The sequence below is a fragment of the Pseudoalteromonas sp. Isolate3 genome, assembly GCF_022398505.1.
Taxonomy (GTDB): domain Bacteria; phylum Pseudomonadota; class Gammaproteobacteria; order Enterobacterales; family Alteromonadaceae; genus Pseudoalteromonas; species Pseudoalteromonas apostichopi.
On the sequence record NZ_JAKEVN010000010.1, the window covers coordinates 21,097 to 44,185 of the forward strand.

Annotated in this window: 18 protein-coding genes; 5 read left to right on the forward strand and 13 right to left on the reverse strand. The window is 41.7% G+C overall.

From position 1 onward, the window contains the following. Positions 1-19 precede the first annotated feature (19 nt). Entirely contained in the window at positions 20-2,524 is a 2,505-nt protein-coding gene (locus tag L1D46_RS03860) for an EAL domain-containing protein (RefSeq protein ID WP_130050607.1), read from the forward strand. Here L1D46_RS03860 and L1D46_RS03865 read toward each other — a convergent pair. From L1D46_RS03865 to rsmD, 13 genes are all read right to left on the reverse strand, one after another. After that, positions 2,521-3,330: a DUF2797 domain-containing protein gene (locus L1D46_RS03865; RefSeq protein ID WP_130050608.1), complete on the reverse strand. Its 810-nt coding sequence runs from the start codon at positions 3,328-3,330 to the stop codon at positions 2,521-2,523. The two genes, L1D46_RS03860 and L1D46_RS03865, sit on opposite strands and share 4 nt — an antisense overlap. Before the next feature lie 46 nt (positions 3,331-3,376). Beyond that, complete coding sequence (locus L1D46_RS03870; protein WP_239976838.1) at positions 3,377-5,875, reverse strand: EAL domain-containing protein; 2,499 nt, start codon at positions 5,873-5,875, stop codon at positions 3,377-3,379. A 93-nt stretch (positions 5,876-5,968) separates the two neighbouring features. Further along, complete coding sequence (purD, locus tag L1D46_RS03875; RefSeq protein ID WP_130050610.1) at positions 5,969-7,255, reverse strand: phosphoribosylamine--glycine ligase; 1,287 nt, start codon at positions 7,253-7,255, stop codon at positions 5,969-5,971. Positions 7,256-7,270: 15 nt separating this feature from the next. Beyond that, on the reverse strand, positions 7,271-8,092 hold the full coding sequence (locus L1D46_RS03880) for a class I SAM-dependent methyltransferase (protein WP_130052247.1): 822 nt from the start codon (positions 8,090-8,092) through the stop codon (positions 7,271-7,273). A gap of 102 nt (positions 8,093-8,194) precedes the next feature. After that, a complete protein-coding gene (gene purH, locus L1D46_RS03885; RefSeq protein ID WP_130050611.1) occupies positions 8,195-9,781 on the reverse strand; it encodes a bifunctional phosphoribosylaminoimidazolecarboxamide formyltransferase/IMP cyclohydrolase in 1,587 nt (528 codons plus the stop codon). 228 nt (positions 9,782-10,009) lie between these two features. Further along, positions 10,010-10,300 carry a DNA-binding transcriptional regulator Fis gene (gene fis / locus L1D46_RS03890; RefSeq protein WP_002957804.1) on the reverse strand — a complete coding sequence of 97 codons (291 nt, stop codon included), beginning with the start codon at positions 10,298-10,300 and terminating at the stop codon, positions 10,010-10,012. A gap of 21 nt (positions 10,301-10,321) precedes the next feature. Further along, positions 10,322-11,293 (reverse strand): tRNA dihydrouridine synthase DusB, encoded by a 972-nt coding sequence (gene dusB / locus L1D46_RS03895; RefSeq protein ID WP_054560983.1) that lies wholly within the window; start codon positions 11,291-11,293, stop codon positions 10,322-10,324. A 270-nt stretch (positions 11,294-11,563) separates the two neighbouring features. Then, entirely contained in the window at positions 11,564-12,445 is an 882-nt protein-coding gene (gene prmA / locus L1D46_RS03900) for a 50S ribosomal protein L11 methyltransferase (protein ID WP_130050612.1), read from the reverse strand. A gap of 64 nt (positions 12,446-12,509) precedes the next feature. Beyond that, on the reverse strand, positions 12,510-14,363 hold the full coding sequence (gene rpoD, locus L1D46_RS03905; RefSeq protein WP_130050613.1) for an RNA polymerase sigma factor RpoD: 1,854 nt from the start codon (positions 14,361-14,363) through the stop codon (positions 12,510-12,512). Between the two features lie 123 nt (positions 14,364-14,486). Next, positions 14,487-16,238 (reverse strand): DNA primase, encoded by a 1,752-nt coding sequence (dnaG, locus tag L1D46_RS03910; RefSeq protein ID WP_130050614.1) that lies wholly within the window; start codon positions 16,236-16,238, stop codon positions 14,487-14,489. A gap of 135 nt (positions 16,239-16,373) precedes the next feature. Continuing rightward, positions 16,374-16,820 carry a GatB/YqeY domain-containing protein gene (locus L1D46_RS03915; RefSeq protein ID WP_054551044.1) on the reverse strand — a complete coding sequence of 149 codons (447 nt, stop codon included), beginning with the start codon at positions 16,818-16,820 and terminating at the stop codon, positions 16,374-16,376. Between the two features lie 21 nt (positions 16,821-16,841). Continuing rightward, complete coding sequence (gene rpsU / locus L1D46_RS03920; protein WP_002957797.1) at positions 16,842-17,057, reverse strand: 30S ribosomal protein S21; 216 nt, start codon at positions 17,055-17,057, stop codon at positions 16,842-16,844. A 145-nt stretch (positions 17,058-17,202) separates the two neighbouring features. Beyond that, positions 17,203-17,820 carry a 16S rRNA (guanine(966)-N(2))-methyltransferase RsmD gene (gene rsmD, locus L1D46_RS03925; RefSeq protein WP_239976839.1) on the reverse strand — a complete coding sequence of 206 codons (618 nt, stop codon included), beginning with the start codon at positions 17,818-17,820 and terminating at the stop codon, positions 17,203-17,205. A gap of 209 nt (positions 17,821-18,029) precedes the next feature. Between rsmD and ftsY the strand changes: the two genes are divergently transcribed. The 4 genes from ftsY (at position 18,030) to rpoH (ending at position 23,061) form a co-directional block, all read left to right on the forward strand. After that, positions 18,030-20,258 carry a signal recognition particle-docking protein FtsY gene (ftsY, locus tag L1D46_RS03930; RefSeq protein ID WP_239976848.1) on the forward strand — a complete coding sequence of 743 codons (2,229 nt, stop codon included), beginning with the start codon at positions 18,030-18,032 and terminating at the stop codon, positions 20,256-20,258. A 54-nt stretch (positions 20,259-20,312) separates the two neighbouring features. Beyond that, on the forward strand, positions 20,313-20,990 hold the full coding sequence (ftsE, locus tag L1D46_RS03935; RefSeq protein WP_130050616.1) for a cell division ATP-binding protein FtsE: 678 nt from the start codon (positions 20,313-20,315) through the stop codon (positions 20,988-20,990). After that, positions 20,987-21,973 carry a permease-like cell division protein FtsX gene (ftsX, locus tag L1D46_RS03940; RefSeq protein WP_130050617.1) on the forward strand — a complete coding sequence of 329 codons (987 nt, stop codon included), beginning with the start codon at positions 20,987-20,989 and terminating at the stop codon, positions 21,971-21,973. Before ftsE ends, ftsX begins: the two co-directional genes overlap by 4 nt. A gap of 224 nt (positions 21,974-22,197) precedes the next feature. After that, positions 22,198-23,061 (forward strand): RNA polymerase sigma factor RpoH, encoded by an 864-nt coding sequence (gene rpoH / locus L1D46_RS03945; RefSeq protein ID WP_054551048.1) that lies wholly within the window; start codon positions 22,198-22,200, stop codon positions 23,059-23,061. The last annotated feature ends 28 nt before the right edge of the window (positions 23,062-23,089 follow it).

Below are 23,089 nucleotides of genomic sequence, written 5' to 3' on the forward strand. Positions count from 1 at the left end.
GAACTAGGAAAGTCGACTTATGAATCAACCAAGACGACATCAAAAGGTCAGTGATGTCTTTTCGCATAAATTGGTATCATGTCCTGCGCATACGCCTTTGGTCGATGCGGTAAGGTTGATGCATGTTCACAATGTAACGGCTATTTTTATCCAACATGAACAGTCCGTGGTTGGGATTTGGACTGAAGCTGATTGTTTGAAAATTGATATCAGCAGCCCAGCTTACAAGAATCTTGCCATTCATGAGGTGATGTCAGCACCTGTTATTACGGTGCCTAACCAATGTTCAGTCAGTGATGCAACGCTGCGTTTTCAACAACATGGTATTCGCCATTTATTAGTAATGGATAGTGAGAACCAACCTGCTGGTATGCTGAACCTTTCTGATATCGTTCATAACCAAGGTCTGGACCACTACCTACAGTTTAGGCCTATTCATGAGCAATACCGCACCGACCTTGAGGTCGTTGATGCGCAGACACCGATTGAAGAGGTTGTGCAGCTGATGCGAACTGGCAGGCTTGATAGTGTGCTGGTTTATAACCGAGAGCTTGAAGTACACGGTATTATTACTCAGCGCGACATTGTTGAATTGATAATCCAAACTGAGTGGCTAAATCCCTGTTGGCAGTATGCCAGTTATCCGTTAATTGAAATTGATTGTGAAAGTAGTTTATTTGATGCTTATCGCACTATGACAGAGCATAATGTTCGCCATTTGGTGGTCAAAGATGATGAGATCTGTGGGGTGATTTCATTTGCTGATTTGATCACAGAGATTGAATCGGCTTATTGTTGCGAGCTTGAGCGTGCTATTGAGCAGCGTGATCTTGCTTTGCAAAAGTCACAACGTAACCTATTTCTTGCAAATAAAATTATTGATGCCTCACTTGATGGCATCATGTTAACTCGCAAAGACGGCACCATTATTCAAGTTAACCCAGCTTTTACTGAGCTGACAGGTTTTGCTGAACATGAAGTAATAGGTAAGCGGCCAAATATTCTAAGCTCAACAAAACATAGTCGTTCTTTTTATCAAAAAATGTGGCATGCCATTGAATATGAAGGGGTGTGGCAAGGGGAGATCTGTAATTGTAAGAAAGGCGGCGAAGAGTTTGTTGAGTGGCTAACCATCATTCAAATTAAAGACCCTAACTTTGATGAGGTGCTGTATGCAGCTATTTTTAGCGATATTACTGAGCGTAAACGTGCTGAAGAAAAAATTGCCCAGCTTGCCTATTACGATGAATTGACCGGCCTGCCAAATCGGCGCTTATTTCATGACAGGCTCTCCATTGCACTAAGCACCGCCAAGCGTAACCATGATCTTTTAGCTGTAATGTTTATTGACTTAGATCGCTTTAAAGAGGTCAACGACAGCTTAGGACATGACGCAGGTGATAATTTGCTTGAACAAGTTGCTGAACGAATTTTATCAATCTTACCTGAAGGGGATACCCTAGCACGCTTAGGTGGTGATGAATTTGTTTTACTATGCGAAGTAAATCGTGTTGAAACGTTATTAAACTTTGCAGAACAAGTATTACAGCAAGTGAGTATGCCGCTTGCTATTAACGAGCATGTAGTTGCAATTACAGCCTCTATTGGCGCAGCAGTTTATCCAGATGATGGCGTAGATAGCGCCACATTACTTAAGCATGCTGATATTGCTATGTACCGCGCCAAAGAAGTCGGTCGTAATTCATTTCAATTATTTAAACCAGCTATGAATGCGCGCTCTTTAGAACGTCTGGCAATGATGAGCCGTTTGCAAAATGCCATTGAATGTGACGAATTTGAGCTTTATTTCCAACCGAAGCAAGAGTTAAACTCGGGTAAAATTTTAGGTGTTGAAGCGCTTTTGCGTTGGCATGAGCCGAATCTTGGCGTGATCTCACCGGCTAAATTTATCCCCCTTGCTGAAGAGCTTGGTCTAATTGTAAAACTCGATTTATGGGTAATCGAGCAGGCTTGTAAAGAGTTAGAAAAGTGGCAGCAACAAGGGATTGAAGCAGGGCGCTTAGCAATTAATATATCGGCGAATCACTTACGTCAGGGGCAATTAGCATCGAATGTTGAGCGTTTACTTGAGCGTTATGATGTTGACCCACACAAGCTTGAAGTTGAGCTGACGGAAAGCTGTTTTATAAGCCACTTTAGTGAGGCCAAGCAAGAGTTGTTGGCGCTGAAAAAACTAGGTGTGCATATTACTTTGGATGACTTTGGTACGGGGTATTCGGCTTTAAGTTATTTAACAAAACTGCCTATTGATACGTTAAAAATAGATGCCAGCTTTATAGCAAAAGTACCTGATGAATATGGTAATAGTGAAATAGTAACGGCGATTATTAGTCTTGCGAAAAGTTTAAGTATTCATGTTGTCGCCGAAGGGGTTGAGAAGGTAGAGCAGTTAAATTACTTACGTTCACTTAACTGCGATATCATTCAAGGCTATTATTTTTGCCGTCCCGTAGCGAAACAGCAATGGTATGACTTTTACCTTAATACAGAAAAAAGCGATTAATTAAGGCTTATCTCATAAGAAGTAAACTTACGAATATTAATTACGCCAGTATCAAAAATTAGGTACTGGCCTTTAATGCCTTTTAAAATCCCCGATACTTCTGGTGCTTTATCAAAATTGAAAGAGCTGATTTTGCTTGGGTATTCACTCACAGGGTAGTCTAGCTCAACCACATCTTCATCGAGCTTTTCAATTGCCGTTGAGCCAAACAGTTCAGCAAGTTCACTCAGCTTAGCATCAATTTGTGGGATCAGCTCACTGGCAGCGGCTTTTAAATCAATTGCTTCAGATTGGCCTTTTAGCATGTTTCGCCAATTGGTTTTATCAGCAATAAACTTGGCTAAGGCAACCTCAACTAAACCAGATTGAAGGCGGGTTTGTACTTTGAAGATAGGTAAAGCTTGCGTCGCACCTTGGTCAATCCAGCGTGTAGGAATTTGAGTATGGCGTGTAATACCTACTTTTAGGCCTGAGGTGTTTGCTAAATACACGTAATGCGGGATCATGCAGTTTTCTTCACCCCACTGCGGCTCACGACAGGTACCTTTATCAAAGTGGCACGTTTCAGGCTTCATGATACACATGTCACAACTAGCCAGTTTGCGCATACACACGAAACAGTGGCCTTGAGAGTAGCTTTTCTTGGTTTTTTTACCGCAGTTACAGCAAAAAATATTGCCAGTAAAAGTGAGTGTTAGCGGTTTACCAATATAGTCATTTAACGAAACTAGCTCATCACCAATAGGTAATTGATATTCGACAGGAGAGGTAAGTGTCGACTTTAATTTTCTGATCGTACCTTGCATCTTTACATGGCCCCTAAAGATGTTAAAAAGAGCAGTGTAACACGCCCTATTTAAATTGTGAGGCAATAAAGCTTAGATACTCATTAATCGGCAGTGCTTTGCTGTAATAATAGCCTTGGCCTTGATCAGCCCCCATTTTGATCAGCATTTTCTCTGTAGCTTGGTTTTCAACACCTTCGATGGTGATATTCATATCAAGGTTATGGGCCATATCAATGGCGGTTTTTACAACCACTTGATTAGTTGTGTTATCCACTAAATCCAGAATAAAGCACTTATCTACTTTTATAGTGCTAAATGAATAATTCACCAAGTAGTTCAACGAAGAGTAGCCAGTACCAAAGTCATCGAGTACTACCTTACTCCCGAGTTTATTGAGCTCGCTGATAAAGCTGACCATTTCATCATGGTTTTTAATAAGCGCAAACTCGGTTAATTCAAACTTTAACTGATCCGCGGTAATACCATGTTTTAAGATAGTGTTTTCGACTTTTTCGACGAGTTTAGGGATAGCGAGATTTTTCGCACTTAAATTAACGCTAATAGTATGCTCGCGGTAACCTTGTCGATTAAGCTGTGCAGCAGCAAGGCAAGCCTGATCAATTACCCATAAGCTTAGTTCATTGATTAAACCTGTTCGTTCAGCCAATAAAATCAGTTGCTCAATATCGAGATACTTACCAGCTGTAGGCCAGCGTAATAGCGCCTCAGCACCACAGATAGCGCCGCTGTGTAAATTGATAATTGGCTGTAAGTAAATGGCTAATGTATTGCTTCGTATTGCTTGCTGTAATTCTGCAGCAAGGCTGACATCCATATCAATATGTGGTGCGTTAAAGTCAATATTTTGTTGTTTTTGTGATAAACCCAAGTAGCCACGCTGCAGCCAAATATCAAAGCCATCATCACTAACCGGCTCGGTAATGCTAAAGCGATAGTAAAGCTGTAGGTCTAAGTCTGCCACTTTATATTGTTTAGGGAGCTGTTTACAAAGGTTGTTAAGCTCTTGATAAAGCTCTACTTGAGATTGAATTTTGGTAGAAATAAAGGCGAGTATACCATTCCCTAAATCAGCTACTTTTGGGCTATTATCTAAAGCCGACTCTAAATTAATAAATTGTCTCTTTTTATTGATTTGATGCTCTAGGGATTGAGCAACTGTGATAATTATTTGGCTACTCTGACTTGGCTTAAGGATGCTCATTAGGGCATTAAATTGCTCTATTTTCACTAAACAAAGATTAGCGAGCCTGTGCTCTGAAGTGATCGCCATATAGGCTTGTTTGAGCATAGCTTGATTGAGTAACTCTGTTTGTTGAGTATGAGTTGCATGATACAGCGCTTTTTCACGTTGATACCGGACTCGATCAGCCAGCGCCATTGCCATGAGCACAATTTCACACAGAATAGCGATTAAAAAAATATGTCTAACTGCAAAGCTATACTGAATAAATCCAGTAAGCTCTAAAGGTTGAATTGCAGCGCCTACTATCAGTGGCACCCAAGACATTACATAAAACTTTGCCCATCTAAAGCCACTCACTAACTTTTTGTATATCATGCAAATACATAAAATATAAAGCGGTACCATGATGGCAAAAAAGATTTTTGAAGAATGATATTCCAGCATGAAAAAACTGATCAGGCTGAGACTGAAGAGCAGGGCTAAAAAGCTAATACTGAGTTTATAAAGGCGGCAATTGTCTTTATGGTAGCGTAAGAACATAGTGCAAAATGCTACAGTGAAAAAGGCTATTGCATAGTTACTGAAGACCACTTGCTCATTAAAAAACATTTGCCATGACAAAGGCCATAGATAAAAACCAAAACCAAGCACTGAGCCCATAAGTAGCAATGCTGAGATTATATAACCTATGTAAATAAGGTAGACACGGTCACGAATCCCTAAAAATAATACCAAGTTATAGAGTGCAGCCATTATCAGCACGCCAATAAAGATCCCCCAAATACCCGACTGTGAACGAAGTAAATCTTGGAACTCTTTTTCACCATAAATATTGATAGGTGTCTTACTAATACCAACAGTATCTATCTTAATAATGAGGGTTGTTTGCTCGTTGCCCTGCATTGTTAAAATGCTGTGCGGTGTGCTGTATTGGAACAAACTGAGCCCAGCTACTTTATCTCCTAGCTCGGTTGTATCTATAAGCAGCCCCTTATCATCAACATGATAGACAGTGAGGTAATCAACCATTGGGTTGTCAAAGTGAATAGACAGCTCTACTGGCTTTGTTTGACGGTTTTCTAAATCAAGCTTTAGCCAATAATCTTGCTCGGCTAAATCCCACTCAATATCTTTAAAAGGGCGTTGCTTTAGCTTTTCTGGTTCTGCTAAAAACTGCTCCAGAGTTAGTGATTTACTGTAGTCGATTCGATACGCCGTTTTACTGTAAATAGGCGCCGTTTTGTCAATGGTATAGCGGGTAGGGCTGGCTAAATGAGCCGCTAGGGTGGCAATGATAAAAAACAAAATTGTTAAAATAAGAAATGAAACAAAGTTATATTTCAGTGCTTTATTATTCAAAATTAGTTCTTTATCTAGGTAAATATTCTTATTAGTGTAGCATTAAAAAAGCGCAGATAAACTGCGCTTTATTAGAATTAGACTGGTTTGACCTTAATTCTGTTCGCGAGCAATTGCACGGTAAGCGATATCTGTACGATATTCCATGCCTTCCCAGCTGATTTCATCAACTAGTTTATAAGCTCGTTGTTGCGCTTCAGTAACTGTGTTGCCAAGCGCTGTAGCACAAAGCACACGACCGCCAGCCGTAACAACATTTTCGCCGTCTTGCTTAGTGCCTGCGTGGAATACTTTTTCACCTTCAGGATAAGTAACTTGTAAGCCGTTGATAGTGTCACCTTTCGGGTAGCTATCTGGGTAGCCTTTTGCTGCTAGTACAATACCTACAGCTGCGCGCGGATCGAACTCGATATCGGTTTTATCAAGTTCTTCACGGTTAGCCGCTTCGATAAGCTCAACAAGGTCAGACTTAAGACGAAGCATCATAGGTTGTGTTTCTGGATCGCCAAAACGACAGTTGTATTCAATCACTTTTGGAGTGCCATCAGCGGTGATCATTAAACCAGCGTATAAGAAGCCAGTGTAAGGGTGGCCTTCTTTTGCCATGCCTTCAACTGTCGGGTTGATCACTTCGTTCATAATGCGCTGGTGAATTTCATCTGTAACCACTGGTGCAGGTGAGTATGCACCCATGCCGCCAGTGTTTGGACCTTGGTCACCATTGTAAGCACGTTTGTGGTCTTGGCTAGTTGCAAATGGCAACACGTTTTTGCCATCAACCATCACGATGAAAGATGCTTCTTCGCCTTCTAAGAACTCTTCGATAACCACACGGCTACCAGCTTCACCAAAGCTGTTGCCTGCAAGCATATCGCGAATAGCTTCTTCAGCTTCAAGTTCAGTCATCGCAACGATAACGCCTTTACCCGCTGCTAAGCCATCAGCTTTAACAACAATTGGCGCACCTTTTTCTTTTAGGTATGCAAGCGCAGGTTCGATTTGTTCAAATGTTTGATAATCCGCTGTTGGAATGTCGTGACGTGCTAAGAAGTCTTTAGTGAACGACTTAGAGCCTTCTAATTGTGCAGCACCAGCTGTTGGGCCGAAGATAGCCAAACCGTTTTCACGGAATGTATCAACCACACCTAAAACAAGAGGTACTTCAGGGCCAACAATGGTTAACTCAACGTTGTTTTCTTTAGCAAAAGTAACTAAACCTGCTAAGTCTTCAACATTAATAGCAACGTTTTCAAGTTTTGGCTCAAGTGCAGTACCCGCGTTACCTGGAGCGACGAAAACGGTGTTTACTTTAGTATTTTGTGCAGCCTTAAACGCAAGAGCGTGTTCGCGGCCGCCACTGCCGATGACAAGTACATTCATGGCGTATAATCCTATTTATAGCGGTTTTTTAAACTTCAGCGTCATACGGTCACTTTCACCAATCGCTTTATATTTAGCAGCGTCTTTTTCGTCAAGTGCTAAACGTGGTGGTAGTGTCCATACCCCTTTAGGGTGATCAGCTGTATCAAGAGGGTTTGCATTAATGTCACTGCTTGCCACCAGTTCAAAGCCAGCTTGTTTTGCAATTTCAATTACATAGCTTTGTTTCATATAACCTGATGATTTCTGATCTTCATCGCTGCGCGATTCAGGAAGGCGGTGCTCAACTACACCTAAAGTGCCGCCTGGTTTAAGTGCTTTATAAAATGCTTTAAATGCACTTAACGCGCCTTCTTTATCTTTACCCATGTACCAGTTGTGGACATTTCTGAATGTTAAGACAAGATCAGCGCTATCCGCTGGTGCAATATCAAGATGTGTCACTGGCGCAAATTCAGTCAGTTTAACTTCACTGAAGCGCGCGTCATCGCTCATCTTTTTCTTGAAACCAGCTAATGAACGTTGGTAATAACCCACTTCAGAATCTGCTGGGAAATGTGCCGCGTAGTAAACACCATGACCTTTTACGGCTGGTGCAAGGATTTCGCTATACCATCCACCGCCTGGAGCAATTTCAACAACTGTCATGTTTGGCTTAAAGCCAAAGAACTCAAGTGTTTCAACTGGATGGCGATATTTATCACGTGCGCTATTTTTAGCATCACGTTCGCTTGATTGCACAGCATTTGTAAGCGCTGATTCATGGGCGTGGCTTAGTGCCTGTGCTGATGTTAGCGCAAGGCTGGCAACGAGTAACGATTTTACGGCAAATTTCATCATCTGTTCCTTCATTATATGGGTAATTATTATTATTAATCAGAATACGTGAATTTGTGGCAAACAAAAAGGGTTAAGCTATTTGCTTAACCCTTTATGTGATTAGTGGCGGAAATGGCGCATACCTGTAAATACCATTGCCATACCAGCTTCGTCAGCTGCAGCGATAACTTCTTCATCGCGCATTGAACCACCTGGTTGGATAACAGCAGTGATGCCAGCCTCTGCAGCTGCATCAATACCGTCACGGAATGGGAAGAATGCATCAGATGCCATAACAGAACCTTTTACTTCAAGGTTTTCGTCAGCTGCTTTGATACCTGCAATTTTCGCTGAGTAAACACGGCTCATTTGGCCTGCGCCTACACCGATAGTCATACCGTCACGAGCATATACAATCGCGTTAGACTTAACGAATTTAGCTACTTTCCAGCAGAATAATAGATCTTTTAATTCTTGCTCAGTTGGTTGACGCTTAGATACAACTTTAAGGTCGCCTTGCGTTACCATGCCTAGATCACGGTCTTGAACTAAAATACCGCCATTAACGCGCTTGATATCGTGACCCGTTGCATTACCAGACCATTCACCACATTCTAATAAGCGTACGTTTTGCTTAGCAGATACGATTTGTGCAGCTGCTTCAGATACTTTAGGTGCAATGATAACTTCAACGAATTGACGAGAAACAATCGCTTCAGCAGTGTCTGCATCAAGTTCTTTGTTGAACGCGATGATGCCACCAAATGCTGATGTAGGGTCAGTTTTGAATGCGCGATCATAGGCTTCAAGAATGTTGTCACCAATTGACACACCACAAGGGTTCGCATGTTTTACGATAACACACGCTGGTACGTCGAATTCTTTTACACACTCTAATGCTGCGTCAGTATCAGCAATATTGTTATAAGAAAGTGCTTTACCTTGCAGTTGAACCGCAGTTGCAACAGATGCTTCAGTTAAGTCGTTTTCAACATAAAAAGCAGCGTCTTGGTGTGAGTTCTCACCGTAGCGCATATCTTGCTTCTTAGTGAACTGCATGTTGATAGTACGTGGGAACTTAGTCTCTTCAGCAGCTTCCTCTGTATAGTCAGGAACCATTTTGCCGAAGTAGTTTGCAATCATGCCATCGTACTGAGCTGTGTGCTCATAAGCGGCAATAGCTAGATCAAAACGCGTTTTATAAGTTGTTGAACCATTGTTGTTTTGCATTTCGCTGATTACACGGTCGTAATCTTTTGCATTTACAACAATAGTCACGTCTTTATGGTTTTTCGCCGCAGCGCGAACCATAGTTGGACCACCGATATCAATGTTTTCAATTGCATCTTCTAGGCTGCAGTCTTCTTTCGCAACAGTGTTTGCGAAGGGGTATAAGTTAACTACAACGATATCGATAGCAGAGATGTTATTCTCGTTCATTACGTCTTCATCTTGACCGCGACGCGCTAGGATGCCGCCGTGAATTTTTGGATGAAGTGTTTTTACGCGACCATCCATGATCTCAGGGTGACCAGTATGGTCAGATACTTCAGTGACTTTGATGCCGTTATCAGCAAGTAATTTGCAAGTACCGCCAGTTGATAAAATATCCACGCCTTGTGCTTCAAGAGCGCGAGCAAATTCAACGATACCGGTTTTATCTGACACACTTAATAGTGCGCGACGAATTGGACGATGTGTATCCATTGTAGTTTTGATTACCTCAATGTTTGAGCTAGCTTAGAAAGGCGGTATTTTAACTGAATCTGCTTTAAAAAACGACGTTTAAAGCGTGAGGATTTTGCATAGTTTTTAACAGCTATAAAAAAAGCACCCTAAGGTGCTTTTTTCAAATAACTTATTACCAGTTACTATGAAGCTGTAAGCAATTATAACGATAGCTCGTTAGAATGATTACGGTTTCAATAACCAGTATTAGTTCATGCCGTATTTTTTAAGCTTCTTACGTAAAGTACCACGGTTGATACCTAGTAAGATTGCAGCACGAGTTTGGTTACCACGCGTGTACGTCATTACTTCTTCAAGTAATGGTGCTTCTAGCTCAGAAAGAACAAGGTCGTATACGTCTTGTACGTCTTGACCATTAAGTTGCTTTAAGTAGTGATGAACAGCTTTTTTCACTGCATCACGCAACGGCTGTGGTTTCTCGTGTGACTGTACATGAGGGTTTGTGATAAATGGAGAAGTCACGTTTTGTTCGAACATCGTTATATGTCTCTTTCTTTCTTAGTTAGCTGCTAGTGTTTTAAAGTATTCTTCTAATGCGTCGACTTGTGCCTGTGGGTTATCTAACGCATTAAATACTCGCCTAAACTGACCGTCACTGTCATGGGTTTGCAAATACCAAGATACATGCTTTCGAGCGATACGCGCTCCCATTGGCTCCCCGTAAAACTGATGAAGATTGTCTAAATGCTCCATCAAAATGCTACGCACTTCTGAAATTTCAGGTGCTGGCAAATGTTCTCCAGTTCGCAAATAGTGGTCTATCTCCCTAAAAATCCAAGGGCGACCTTGGGCGGCTCGACCAATCATAATGGCATCTGCACCCGTATAATCCAAAACCTGCTTTGCTTTTTCTGGTGAAGTAATATCACCATTGGCAACGACAGGGATAGACACTGAACGTTTAATATCCCTAATTGTGGCGTACTCTGCTTCACCTTTATACATACATGCACGTGTTCGTCCATGTACTGCAAGTGAGGCAATGCCATAACGTTCAGCTATTCTCGCAATCTCGACACCATTACGGTTATCCTGATCCCATCCGGTACGGATTTTTAAAGTGACAGGGACATCGACAGCATTAACAACGGCATCGAGTATCTCTTGTACTAATTCAGGAAACTGTAATAAGGCAGAGCCTGCGAGTTTCTTATTCACTTTTTTAGCCGGGCACCCCATATTGATATCTATGATCTGTGCACCATTGCTGACATTGAATTGTGCTGCCTGCGCCATAAGCTCAGGATCGGCACCGGCGATTTGCACCGAGCGAATTCCCGACTCACCGCTGTGATCCATACGGTTCATCGATTTTTCGGTTTTCCATACTTTCGGGTTTGACGAGAGCATTTCAGAAACAGCAAGGCCAGCACCTAAGCGACGGCAAAGTTGTCTAAATGGTCTGTCTGTAATGCCTGCCATTGGCGCGACAATTACGTTGTTCTCAAGTTGGTATGAACCGATACGCACTGTTATTCAATTGGCCTCTTTTCAAGGGGCGCTAAGTTTACGGCTTTTTTAGCAAAAATCAAAGGCTATAAATTGAACAAAAGTGACTTTTTTTTGCCCTTTTCGTATTGACTTTTGATAACAGTTTGACGGGTAGGTTGATTTGTTTGTTATTTGAACAGAAAAATTTTTACTCACTAAAAAGTGAGAAACTACTAACTGTAAAAATAAGGTAAAGCCTGTTAAATACTGGCTTTACCTATTATGTTTGAGTAAATGCTCTAGGGCTGTTTAGGCTTTCTTTATGCCGCTTACTCGGGTCCATTCCCCCTCAGCAGCCACTTCATCAAGGACTAAAAATGGGGCATAAACGTCGGCAACAGACTGAGCTTGCTCTTCTAAAATACCTGACATAGCAATTTTACCATTCGGTTTTAAAAGGCCTAAGATCACTTCATGTAGTTCGCGAAGTGGTTGAGCTAGAATGTTTGCAACCACAATATCGGCTGTGAACTCTGGCTGATCTTCAGGTAAATACACTTCAAGTTTATCTGCAACACCATTACGTTTTGCATTATCGCGGCTTGCCTCAAGGGCTTGTGGATCAATATCGATACCAATCATGCGCTCAGCACCTAATTTGATTGCCGCTATTCCTAAAATACCCGAGCCACAACCAAAATCGACAACGGTTTTACCTGTTAAATCTTGGCTTTCTAGCCATTTTAAACAAAGCGCCGTGGTTGCATGGGTACCCGTACCAAAAGCAAGACCAGGATCGAGTAATACATTAACAGCATTAGGATCTGGAATATCACGCCAGCTTGGACAGATCCATAAGCGTTCACCAAATTGAATTGGGTGGAAGTTATCCATCCACTCTCGTTCCCAATCCTTATCTTCAAGCTGTTCAATCTTATAAACAAGTTTATCGGCGAGTGTTGCTTCAGCTTTTAGAGTCTCTACAACGCTGTCCATATCGTGGTTTGCGTCATAAAGGCCAATGACAGTGGTATCAGCCCATAGTTGAACTGTGCCAAGCTTTGGCTCATAAATAGGGGTATCTTTGGCGTCAACATAGGTCACTGAGGCACTGCCGGTGTCCATTAATAAGTCGCTGATTAATTCTGCGTTGTCAGCGTTTGCATTGATACGAATTTGGATCCAAGCCATGAATATCTCTCGAATAGAAAAAAGGCCGCAACAGCGGCCTTTTAGTTAAAAATGCGATACTAAATTACTTAGCATCTAAGAAGCTTTTCAGTAAGTCAGAGCGAGAAGGGTGACGTAATTTACGTAACGCTTTCGCTTCGATTTGACGAATACGCTCACGTGTTACGTCAAACTGCTTACCAACTTCCTCTAATGTATGATCAGTGTTCATGTCGATACCAAAGCGCATACGCAGTACTTTAGCTTCACGTGCTGTTAAGCCTGCTAATACGTCGTTTGTAGCGCCACGTAATGATTCCATTGTTGCAGAATCAATAGGTGAATCTATAGTGGTATCTTCAATGAAGTCACCTAAGTGCGAATCTTCATCATCACCGATTGGCGTTTCCATTGAAATTGGCTCTTTAGCGATTTTAAGTACCTTACGGATCTTGTCTTCAGGCATTAACATACGCTCAGCTAATTCTTCTGGGCTCGGCTCACGCCCCATCTCTTGTAGCATTTGACGAGAGATACGGTTTAACTTGTTGATCGTCTCAATCATGTGTACAGGAATACGGATGGTACGTGCTTGGTCAGCAATCGAACGCGTAATTGCCTGACGGATCCACCATGTTGCATAAGTTGAGAACTTATAACCACGGCGGTATTCGAACTTATCAACCGCTTTCATTAGACCAATGTTACCCTCTTGGATAAGGTCTAAGAATTGTAAACCACGGTTGGTATATTTTTTCGCGATTGAAATTACAAGACGTAAGTTCGCTTCAACCATTTCTTTCTTCGCACGGCGAGCTTTCGCCTCACCAATACTCATACGACGGTTGATGTCTTTAATTCGTTCGATGCTAAGACCCGTGCTTTCTTCAATTGCACTTAGTTTGCTGATGCAACGAATGATTTCTGGTTTAACTTCTTCAAGAGCTACAGAGTATTTCTCATTTGCAGCAATCTCAAGGTCAATCCAGCTAGCATCCGTTTCGTTGTTTGCAAAATGCTTGATGAAGTTCTTTTTCGGTAACTTAGCAATTTGTACAGCTTGCTTCATGATAATACGTTCTTGTACACGAACGCGGTCCATCATTTCACGCATGTTATTAACCATGCGGTCAAACTGTTTTGGCACTAATTTAAATGTTTTAAATAGTTCGCCGATTTCTGTAATAGCTTCCTGTGAATCAGGATGTGAGCGACCTTTTTCTTCGAACGTATCGCGTGCTTTGTTATAAAGCTCACGTAAATTTTCGAAGTGAATACGCGCTTCTTCAGGATCAGGGCCTGTATCGCCATCACTATCGTCATCATCATCACTGTCTTCATCATCATCCTCTTCGTCGTCTTCGTCGTCGAGTTGCTCTTCGTTTAACTCAGAACCGATGTGTGTTGCAGAGATTTGTGATTCATCTTCATTGTTAGGGTCAAAGAAACCAGAAATAATGTCGCTTAAGCGCATTTCTTCTGCTTCAAACTTGTCCCATTGCTCTAGTAGATAGGTAATTGCTTCTGGGTATTCAGCAACTGAAATCTGTACTTGGTTAATACCTTCCTCAATACGCTTAGCGATTACGATTTCGCCCTCACGCGTAAGAAGTTCAACAGTACCCATTTCACGCATATACATACGTACAGGGTCAGTTGTTCGACCGATCTCTTTTTCTACAGTCGCAAGTGCAGCTGCCGCGGCTTCTGCTGCGTCTTCGTCTGTCGTTGTTTCTTGCATCATTAATTCATCGGCATCAGGCGCGTTTTCACTTACCTTGATACCCATATCATTAATCATGCTAATGATATCTTCTACCTGATCTGAGTCGATAATGTCTTGTGGAAGGTGATCATTAACTTCTGCAAAAGTTAAATAACCTTGCTCTTTACCTTTTTGAATCAGAAGCTTTAATTGTGACTGAGGAGTTGGATCCATAGAGATTTATTCTTCCACTCTGAAAGTTGATACAACAGGCGCCAGCTCGCTTATTAATTAAGCGACACGAAAACTAACTAGACGCAGTGAATAGCACAGTATAACAGCATTATTCAATTCTGACTAGCTGTTGCTGCCTTTTAACGCTTGCGTCAGTAAGTGGCATTCTAGCCTTTCTTCACTGCTTAAGCCTTGGGTCTTGTCTTTTATTAATAGGGTCTCTAGTCGATAATTTAAACACTGGTCTTCAATAAATTTAAAAGTATTTTTAAAAACAGTCTCTAAACGATCGTCATTTATTTGGTGCTGCCAAGTTGCTAATTTAACCAGCGCGTCATATTCGGCGGTATCGCGAAATGACTCTAAAATTTGTGCTGTCGTTATGCCTTCACGCTCTAGCGCTAAGTGCTGTATCCGCAAAAACAGCTCAATACCAGCTATTTTCATTTCTGCCAATTCCGGCATATAAGCTATGCTGGTCGCCAAGTTTGGGTGTTGCAATAAAATACCAATCGCTTGGCGCATCGGCGTTATTTTAAATTTACGTTCAATAGCGTGCTGTTGCTTTGGTGATTTAACGCGATTATTTAATTGCTCTCTTGTTCGACCTATTAAGCGGCCAAGATGTTCCAATATATTTTCTTGGTAAAAATCACTGGGAATTTTTTCAATCAACGGGAGGGCATCACTAAGTAGCTTTGCTTTACCTGCATCTTGTGTAAGGTCAATCTCTTGGCTGAGCTTATTAAACAGCACCTTGGTAAAATCATCGGCTTCCTTTAACCTTGCTTCAAAAGCGTCTTTACCTTCTTTTTGTACCAGTGAATCAGGGTCTTCACCGTCTGGTAAAAACACAAACTTTAATGATTTGCCATCTGCAAGATAAGGAAGCGCATTCTCCAGAGCACGCCAAGCAGCATCGCGGCCAGCACGGTCACCATCGTAGCAGCAAACTACTTTATCTGTAGTTCTAAATAAAGTGTGCATATGCTCTGCGGTAGTTGCAGTGCCAAGGGCTGCAACGGCATACTCGATGCCTTGCTCAGCTAAAGCAACAACATCCATATAACCTTCAACAATTAAAATATGTTCAAGTTTTTTATGTGCTTGCTTTGCTTCGTATAAACCATAAAGTTCAAAGCCTTTATGGAAAATACGCGTTTCTGGTGAGTTGAGGTATTTTGGACCTTGATCCGCTTGCATAACACGGCCACCAAACGCAATCACCCGACCGCGTTTATCGCGAATAGGGAACATGAGTCGGTCACGGAAGAAGTCAAATTGGCGACCAGGCGACTTTTCAGAGGCAAGCTTTAACTCAACAAGTTGTTCTTTTTGTTCTTTGTTGCGGCCAAGTTGTTGGCAGAGTGCTTCCCATTCACTAGGCGCATAACCAATCATAAACTTTTTCGCTGTTTCACCGCTTAAACCACGACCTTTAATATAGTCGATAACCATTTTTGAGTTGGCATGATGCTTTAATTGATGTTGATAAAAGCGAGCAGCATGCAACATTAAATCGTAATCAGAGCGCTTTTGTTCTGCGGTGCGTTGCGGGCCTGAGCTTGTGCCTTGTTCGCGAGGTACGTCTAAATTGAGCATACTCGCTAATTCTTCAATAGCATCAACAAACTCTAATTTGTCGTATTCCATAACAAACGAAATTGCATTGCCATTCGCACCACAACCAAAGCAGTGGTAAAACTGTTTATCTTGAGAAACGGTAAAAGAAGGTGACTTTTCGTTATGGAAAGGGCAACAGGCTTGGTAGTCTTTACCCGCTTTTTTGAGGCCAACTCTCGAATCAATTAACTCAACAATATCTGTGCGAGCGAGTAAATCATCTATAAATTGTCGAGGGATCTTTCCGGCCATAGCTGTTGTTTTTCCTGCGCTATCTATGCGTTCTAAAATAAGATTTGAACACAATTACTGTGTTTATGAAAGACTAAAAGCAAGAAACCGAGCACTGGGCTCGGTTTGCTTGAATCATACATCTGTATGTGGGGGCTAGGCAGTTAATCGTTGCTTGATTAAGCCAGAAATCTTACCTAAATCGGCACGACCTTCAGCTTTGCTTTTGATAACTCCCATTACCTTACCCATGTCTTGCATACCCGCTGCGTTTGTATCAGCTATAGCCGAGTCAATAAGAGCAATGATTTCTTCTTCACTCAATTGTTGAGGTAAGAATTCTTCAAGTGCTTTAATCTCACTGGCTTCAATTTCAGCTAAATCTTCACGACCCGCATCAATGTACTGGGTGTAAGAATCGCGACGTTGTTTAACAAGCTTTACTAAAACAGCGGTAATACCGTCGTCGTCAAGCGTAATTTGCTCGTCAATTTCACGTTGCTTGATTGCAGCAAGTACCATGCGGATAGGCTTAAGACGTTCTTTGTCTTTTGCCTTCATCGCATCTTTTTGCGCATCTTTTAGCGTTAATAAAAGGCTCATTTATACAAGACCAAATACTGATTAGTATAATTTAACGCGACGTGCGTTATCGCGAGAAAGCTTCTTCATGTGACGCTTTACTGCTGCAGCTTTTTTACGCTTGCGCTCAGCTGTTGGTTTTTCATAGTGCTCGCGACGACGAACTTCTGAAAGGATACCTGCTTTTTCACATGAACGCTTGAAGCGACGAAGTGCTACGTCAAACGGTTCGTTCTCTCTTACTTTAATTACTGGCATTAAAAATTCACCTACCTAAATAATGAGCGTTGCTCAAGTTGATCGAATAACGATCAAGTGGTTCAAAAATGGTGCGGTATTGTAATCCGAAGCAACACCACATGTAAAGAATAATATTAACAGAAACTAGGTTTGCAAAATAGTGTTAATTTGTCTCGCGTTGATACAAACGACAAATCACTTGCCCAGCAGTTTTTTCTTTTAAAAGCATCCAGTTACCTGGAATGTCTAAGTCGCTTAGTTCGCTTTCGACCTCAACATAAATTAGTGCTTGGGCAGTTAACCAGTTATTTTTTTCGAGTAAAAAACAACTTTTTTCAGCCAAATTTTGTCGAAATGGTGGGTCAACAAAAATTAGATCAAATTGCTCGTTTTGCGTGTTTTGGTCCAATAATGAAAGGCTATTACCTTGTTTTATTGCGGCATTATCCAATTTAAGAGTGCTAATGTTTTCTTGTAATTGGTTAGCGGCACCTTTATCTAGCTCGAAAAAGACAGCACGTTCTGCAAAGCGAGATAAAGCTTCAAAACCTAAACCGCCAGAACCGGCAAAGCAATCGAGTACAGCTGCGCCACGTGTATCTTGCATTAGCCAGTTGAATACGGTTTCTTTTATACGATCTGTGGTTGGGCGCAAGCCTTGCACATCTTTTACTGGTAATTTTCTACCGCGAAATTGCCCACTAATGATACGAATAAAGCCATTTGATGATTTATTATTCGCTGCTTTTGTTTGGCGGTTAGCTGTTGATTTTTTTCTCATTTAATTCACTAATTATTGGTAACTGACCCCTAGCTCAGATAATATTGTATGCAATAGCTAGCGTGTCATTTTTCTACAGCGCTAAAAGTGATAGTATTGCGATCTTAGCGATAGATGGTACCTGTTTATGTTTGGCTAAAAAGCTGAACTGTCACCAAACTATTATTCATATAAGTTTATCAGATTTTTATAAGTGGTTATTAGCAAGTATGGCAAAAAAAAGTAAATTCCTGTCTTGGTTTGGTTTTGGCAAATCAGATAAGCAACAAGCAGAACAAGCAGCAAAAGAGGCTGATAACCAGAAGCAAATAGAAGAACAGCAGCGTATTGAAGCCGAAAAGGCGGAAGCGGAGCGTTTAGAGCAAGAGCGCATTGCAGCAGAAAAAGCCGAAGCGGATCGCTTAGCTCAAGAGCAACAAGCAGCAGAGCAGCAACGTCAAGAACAACAAGCCCGTCTTGCAGAGCAAGAAGCGGCTATGAAATTAGAGCAAGAACGTGTTGCCGCTGAACAAGCGCAACGCGAAGCTGAGCTTATTGCAGCCAAAAAGGCGGAAGCAGAACGTTTAGAGCAAGAGCGTATTGCAGCTGAAAGACGTGATGCTGAGCGCTTAGAGCAAGAACGTATCGCGGCAGAGAAAGCAGAAGCTGAGCGTTTAGAACAAGAACGTATCGCGGCAGAAAAAGCCGATGCTGAGCGCTTAGAACAAGAACGCATTGCTGCAGAAAGACGCGATGCTGAGCGTTTAGAGCAAGAACGCATTGCTGCAGAGAAAGCACAAGCTGAACGTTTAGAACAAGAACGTATCGAGGCAGAAAAAGCCGATGCTGAACGTTTAGAACAAGAACGTATCGCGACAGAAAATGCAGAAGCTGAGCGTTTAGAGCAAGAACGTATCGCGGCAGAGAAAGCACAAGCTGAACGTTTAGAACAAGAACGTATCGCGGCAGAAAATGCACAAGCTGAACGTTTAGAACAAGAACGTATCGCGGCAGAAAATGCAGAAGCTGAACGTTTAGAACAAGAACGTATCGCGGCAGAGAAAGCACAAGCTGAACGTTTAGAACAAGAACGTATCGCGGCAGAAAATGCAGAAGCTGAGCGTTTAGAGCAAGAACGCATCGCGGCAGAGAAAGCACAAGCTGAACGTTTAGAACAAGAACGTATTGCTGCAGAAAGACGCGATGCTGAGCGTTTAGAGCAAGAACGCATTGCTGCAGAAAGACGCGATGCTGAACGTGTAGAACAAGAACGCATTGCTGCAGAAAAAGCACAAGCTGAGCGTTTAGAGCAAGAGCGCATTGCTGCAGAAAAAGCAGAAGCTGAACGTGTAGAACAAGAACGCATCGCGGCAGAGAAAGCACAAGCTGAACGTTTAGAGCAAGAACGTATTGCGGCAGAAAAGGCGGAAGCGGAACGTGTAGAACAAGAGCGCATTGCTGCAGAAAAAGCACAAGCTGAACGTTTAGAGCAAGAAAAAGCAGCTCAAGCCGCTGAAAAACCGAAGAAAGAAGGCTTCTTCGCGCGCCTTAAAAAGGGCTTATTAAAAACTCGCGTTAATATCGGCTCAGGATTTGCCTCTATCTTTAGTGGTAAGAAAATAGACGATGAGTTATTCGAAGAGCTAGAGACACAGTTACTGACAGCGGACTTAGGTGTTGATACAACTATGAAGTTGATTGATAACCTAACAGATGCAGCGGATCGTAAGCAGTTAAAAGATGGTGATGCTTTATACGAGCTAATGAAGCAAGAAATGGCAAGCATGCTCAAAACTGCTGAGCAACCGCTGGTTGTAAGTGGTGATAAAAAACCATTTGTTATCTTAATGGTGGGTGTAAATGGTGTTGGTAAAACCACTACAATTGGTAAATTAGCTAAGCAATTCCAAAGTGAAGGTAAGTCGGTGATGCTTGCTGCAGGTGACACTTTCCGTGCTGCAGCGGTTGAGCAGCTTCAAGTTTGGGGAGAACGTAATAGCATACCTGTTATTGCTCAACATACAGGTGCAGACAGTGCTTCAGTAGTTTTTGATGCTTTTCAGGCAGCAAAAGCGCGTAATGTTGATGTGTTAATCGCTGATACAGCAGGTCGCTTGCAAAATAAAGACAACTTAATGCAGGAGCTTGAGAAAATAGCTCGTGTAATGAAGAAAATTGACCCAGATGCACCGCATGAAGTGATGCTAACTATCGATGCTGGTACGGGTCAAAATGCAATTAGCCAAGTTAAACTATTTAATGAATGTGTTGGTTTAACAGGTATCACTTTATCTAAATTAGATGGTACCGCAAAAGGCGGTGTGATTTTCGCCGTTGCAGATAAATTTAACATCCCAATTCGTTACATTGGTGTTGGTGAAGGTATTGATGATTTACGTACCTTTAATAGTAGTGACTTTATTGATGCGCTATTTAGCCAAGACGAGGATGACGCATAATTAATTAGAGGGAGCTTGCTCCCTTTTTTCGCTGCAAGATGATTGATAACTAAAATGATAAATTTTCAGCAAGTCAGTAAAACATATCCAGGTGGCCATCGTGCCCTTGAAAAAGTCAGCTTTCATATTAAACCTGGCGAATTGGCCTTTTTAACAGGGCACAGTGGTGCAGGTAAAAGTACCTTATTGAAGCTCATTAGCTTGATGGAGCGTCCATCGGCGGGGCAGGTGCTTATTAATGGTGTTGATTTAAATGCAGTTAAATCCCGTCAGATCCCTTATGTTCGTCGCGATATAGGTATCATCTTCCAGAATCATCGTTTGCTAGAACGTTACTCAGTGTTTGATAATGTTGCTTTGCCTTTAATCATAGAAGGTACACACCATAAGCAAATAGCTAAGCGTGTTCATGGTGCGCTTGATAAAGTTGGGTTACTTGATAAAGCAAAGTGTAATCCTGCAACGTTATCGGGTGGTGAGCAGCAGCGGGTTGGTATTGCCCGAGCTATCGTAAATTCACCACCTATTTTACTAGCCGATGAGCCAACAGGTAACTTAGATCCTGAGCTTTCAATGGACATATTACGTTTATTTGAAGACTTTAATAATCATGGTACAACTGTGCTCATTGCAACTCACGATATCGGCTTAATTGCGCGTATGCGTTATCGCAGTCTAACGCTTAAAGATGGTCGCATGATTGAGGACCCTTTAGCTGAGGGGACGCTATGAGTTTATTATTTAAAAGTCGTAATAGCCAAAACGAACGTCAGAAAAAGTCATTTTTAGCTGCGCCTTATTTCTTCTTTATTAACCTTATTCGTCAAGGAGTGCACAGCCTAGGTGAAATGTGGCGAACGCCTCTTGCTTCATTGATGACCATTGCGGTATTAGGTTTAAGCTTAACGCTCCCTGCGACACTTTATTTAGTAGTTAAAAATGTCTCTCAAGTAAGCAGTGGCTTTGAAGATGCTGCAGAGATTTCGTTGTTCGTAAAAGAAACCATGACTGAACAACAAACGCAGACTTTAGTTAAGCGTTTAGCACTCTACCCTGAAGTAGATAAAGTGGAGTTTATATCAAAAGGCGATGCCCTCACTGAATTCAAACAAGTATCAGGATTTGGTCAAGCACTTGAGTATTTAGATGCTAACCCGTTACCTGATGTTGTTATTGTCACACCCACAGCACGATACCGTCAGCCTAATACGGCAAAGCAATTATTACAAAAGCTGGAAGCCGAAAGAGAAGTTGACTTTGGTAAGCTCGATATTGCTTGGCTTGAACGCTTAAACGCACTTTTAAGTTTATTAAAAGAAAGCGTGATTACCATCGCTCTACTATTATTAACCTCCGTTACCCTGATCATTGGTAATACGATCCGTTTATCGATCATGGATAAGAAAGATGAAATTCAAGTGATGAAGTTAGTAGGGGCGACAAATACCTTTATTCATGCGCCATTTTTATGGACGGGTATTTGGTACGGCATTATTGGTGGTTTGTTCTCTTTTATTTGCGTTGCTTTAATGATGTGGTGGCTTGGCGCTGCGGTGAGTGATGTTGCTGGCGTATATGAAACCAACTTTGACTTAATTGGCTTAACACTGAAAGAGTTTGGCATTTTGGTTGCCCTTGCAACAGGGTTAGGATTTGTTGGTTCTTACCTATCAGTTAACCGCTACATAAAAGAAATTGAACCCGATAAAGTGTAACAATTCGTTGTTACACTTCGTTTTTAGCGATAAATAGTATTCGCGTAAATTTTTAAAAATATCACTCCAAGCTAGAATTCATCGCTTATTCAGCGTGTTAGCGTAGACTAAAAATAGATACAAAAACCACTTGATTTGAACTTTAAAAAAGTTTTTAATTGAAGTTAGCACTCTCGCTTAAAGAGTGCTAAGATGGTTTCAAATGTTTATCACTGAGGTGAAAAATGAGTAAAGATTTATACGCAATGGCACTTACTGCAGGTCAACAGAGCGCAAGTATGGACGGCTACCTTCAAGCGGTTAGCACTATTCCTATGCTTGATGCAGAGAAAGAAAAGCAGTTGGCGACTCGTCTTCAGGAAGAAGGTGATCTTGAAGCTGCGAAGCAACTCATTATGTCGCACCTGCGCTTTGTTGCTCATATTGCGAAAAGCTATTCAGGTTATGGCTTACCGCAAGCTGATTTAATTCAGGAAGGTAACATAGGTCTGATGAAAGCGGTAAAACGTTTCGACCCAAGTGTAGGTGTCCGCTTAGTCTCATTCGCAGTACATTGGATCAAAGCCGAAATTCATGAGTACGTACTGAAAAACTGGCGTATCGTGAAAGTTGCTACAACAAAAGCGCAACGTAAATTATTCTTCAACCTACGTAAAAATAAAAAGCGTTTAGGTTGGTTTAACCAAGCTGAAGTTAGCACAGTTGCTAATGAGCTAGGTGTAAGTGAAAAAGAAGTACGTGAGATGGAATCACGTATGAGTGGCCAAGATATGGGCTTTGACTTAACGGGCGATGACAATGACGATGCACCGACAAGCACATACTCGCCAGTACAATATTTAACTGATGGCAGTGCAGATCTTGCTGATGATATCGAAGAGCAGCAATGGCAAGAACAGTCTCATGCACGCTTATTCAGTGCGTTAAAAACGCTTGATGAGCGTTCACAAGACATCGTAAGTGCGCGTTGGTTAGCTGACGATAAAGCAACTCTGCAAGAACTTGCTGAGAAATACAATGTTTCAGCAGAGCGTGTTCGCCAGCTAGAAAAAACAGCGATGAAAAAACTGCAATCAGCTATGAGCTAATAGCAATCGCTATAGCAAACCATCTTTA

Bases quoted from the DNA above. Each gene is read 5' to 3' on its own strand.
- L1D46_RS03860 (WP_130050607.1), top strand. From the start codon at position 20: ATGAATCAACCAAGACGACATCAAAAGGTCAGTGATGTCTTTTCGCAT.
- L1D46_RS03865 (WP_130050608.1), bottom strand. From the start codon at position 3,330: ATGCAAGGTACGATCAGAAAATTAAAGTCGACACTTACCTCTCCTGTC.
- purD (WP_130050610.1), bottom strand. From the start codon at position 7,255: ATGAATGTACTTGTCATCGGCAGTGGCGGCCGCGAACACGCTCTTGCG.
- L1D46_RS03880 (WP_130052247.1), bottom strand. From the start codon at position 8,092: ATGAAATTTGCCGTAAAATCGTTACTCGTTGCCAGCCTTGCGCTAACA.
- purH (WP_130050611.1), bottom strand. From the start codon at position 9,781: ATGGATACACATCGTCCAATTCGTCGCGCACTATTAAGTGTGTCAGAT.
- fis (WP_002957804.1), bottom strand. From the start codon at position 10,300: ATGTTCGAACAAAACGTGACTTCTCCATTTATCACAAACCCTCATGTA.
- prmA (WP_130050612.1), bottom strand. From the start codon at position 12,445: ATGGCTTGGATCCAAATTCGTATCAATGCAAACGCTGACAACGCAGAA.
- rpoD (WP_130050613.1), bottom strand. From the start codon at position 14,363: ATGGATCCAACTCCTCAGTCACAATTAAAGCTTCTGATTCAAAAAGGT.
- dnaG (WP_130050614.1), bottom strand. From the start codon at position 16,238: ATGGCCGGAAAGATCCCTCGACAATTTATAGATGATTTACTCGCTCGC.
- L1D46_RS03915 (WP_054551044.1), bottom strand. From the start codon at position 16,820: ATGAGCCTTTTATTAACGCTAAAAGATGCGCAAAAAGATGCGATGAAG.
- rpsU (WP_002957797.1), bottom strand. From the start codon at position 17,057: ATGCCAGTAATTAAAGTAAGAGAGAACGAACCGTTTGACGTAGCACTT.
- rsmD (WP_239976839.1), bottom strand. From the start codon at position 17,820: ATGAGAAAAAAATCAACAGCTAACCGCCAAACAAAAGCAGCGAATAAT.
- ftsY (WP_239976848.1), top strand. From the start codon at position 18,030: ATGGCAAAAAAAAGTAAATTCCTGTCTTGGTTTGGTTTTGGCAAATCA.
- ftsE (WP_130050616.1), top strand. From the start codon at position 20,313: ATGATAAATTTTCAGCAAGTCAGTAAAACATATCCAGGTGGCCATCGT.
- ftsX (WP_130050617.1), top strand. From the start codon at position 20,987: ATGAGTTTATTATTTAAAAGTCGTAATAGCCAAAACGAACGTCAGAAA.
- rpoH (WP_054551048.1), top strand. From the start codon at position 22,198: ATGAGTAAAGATTTATACGCAATGGCACTTACTGCAGGTCAACAGAGC.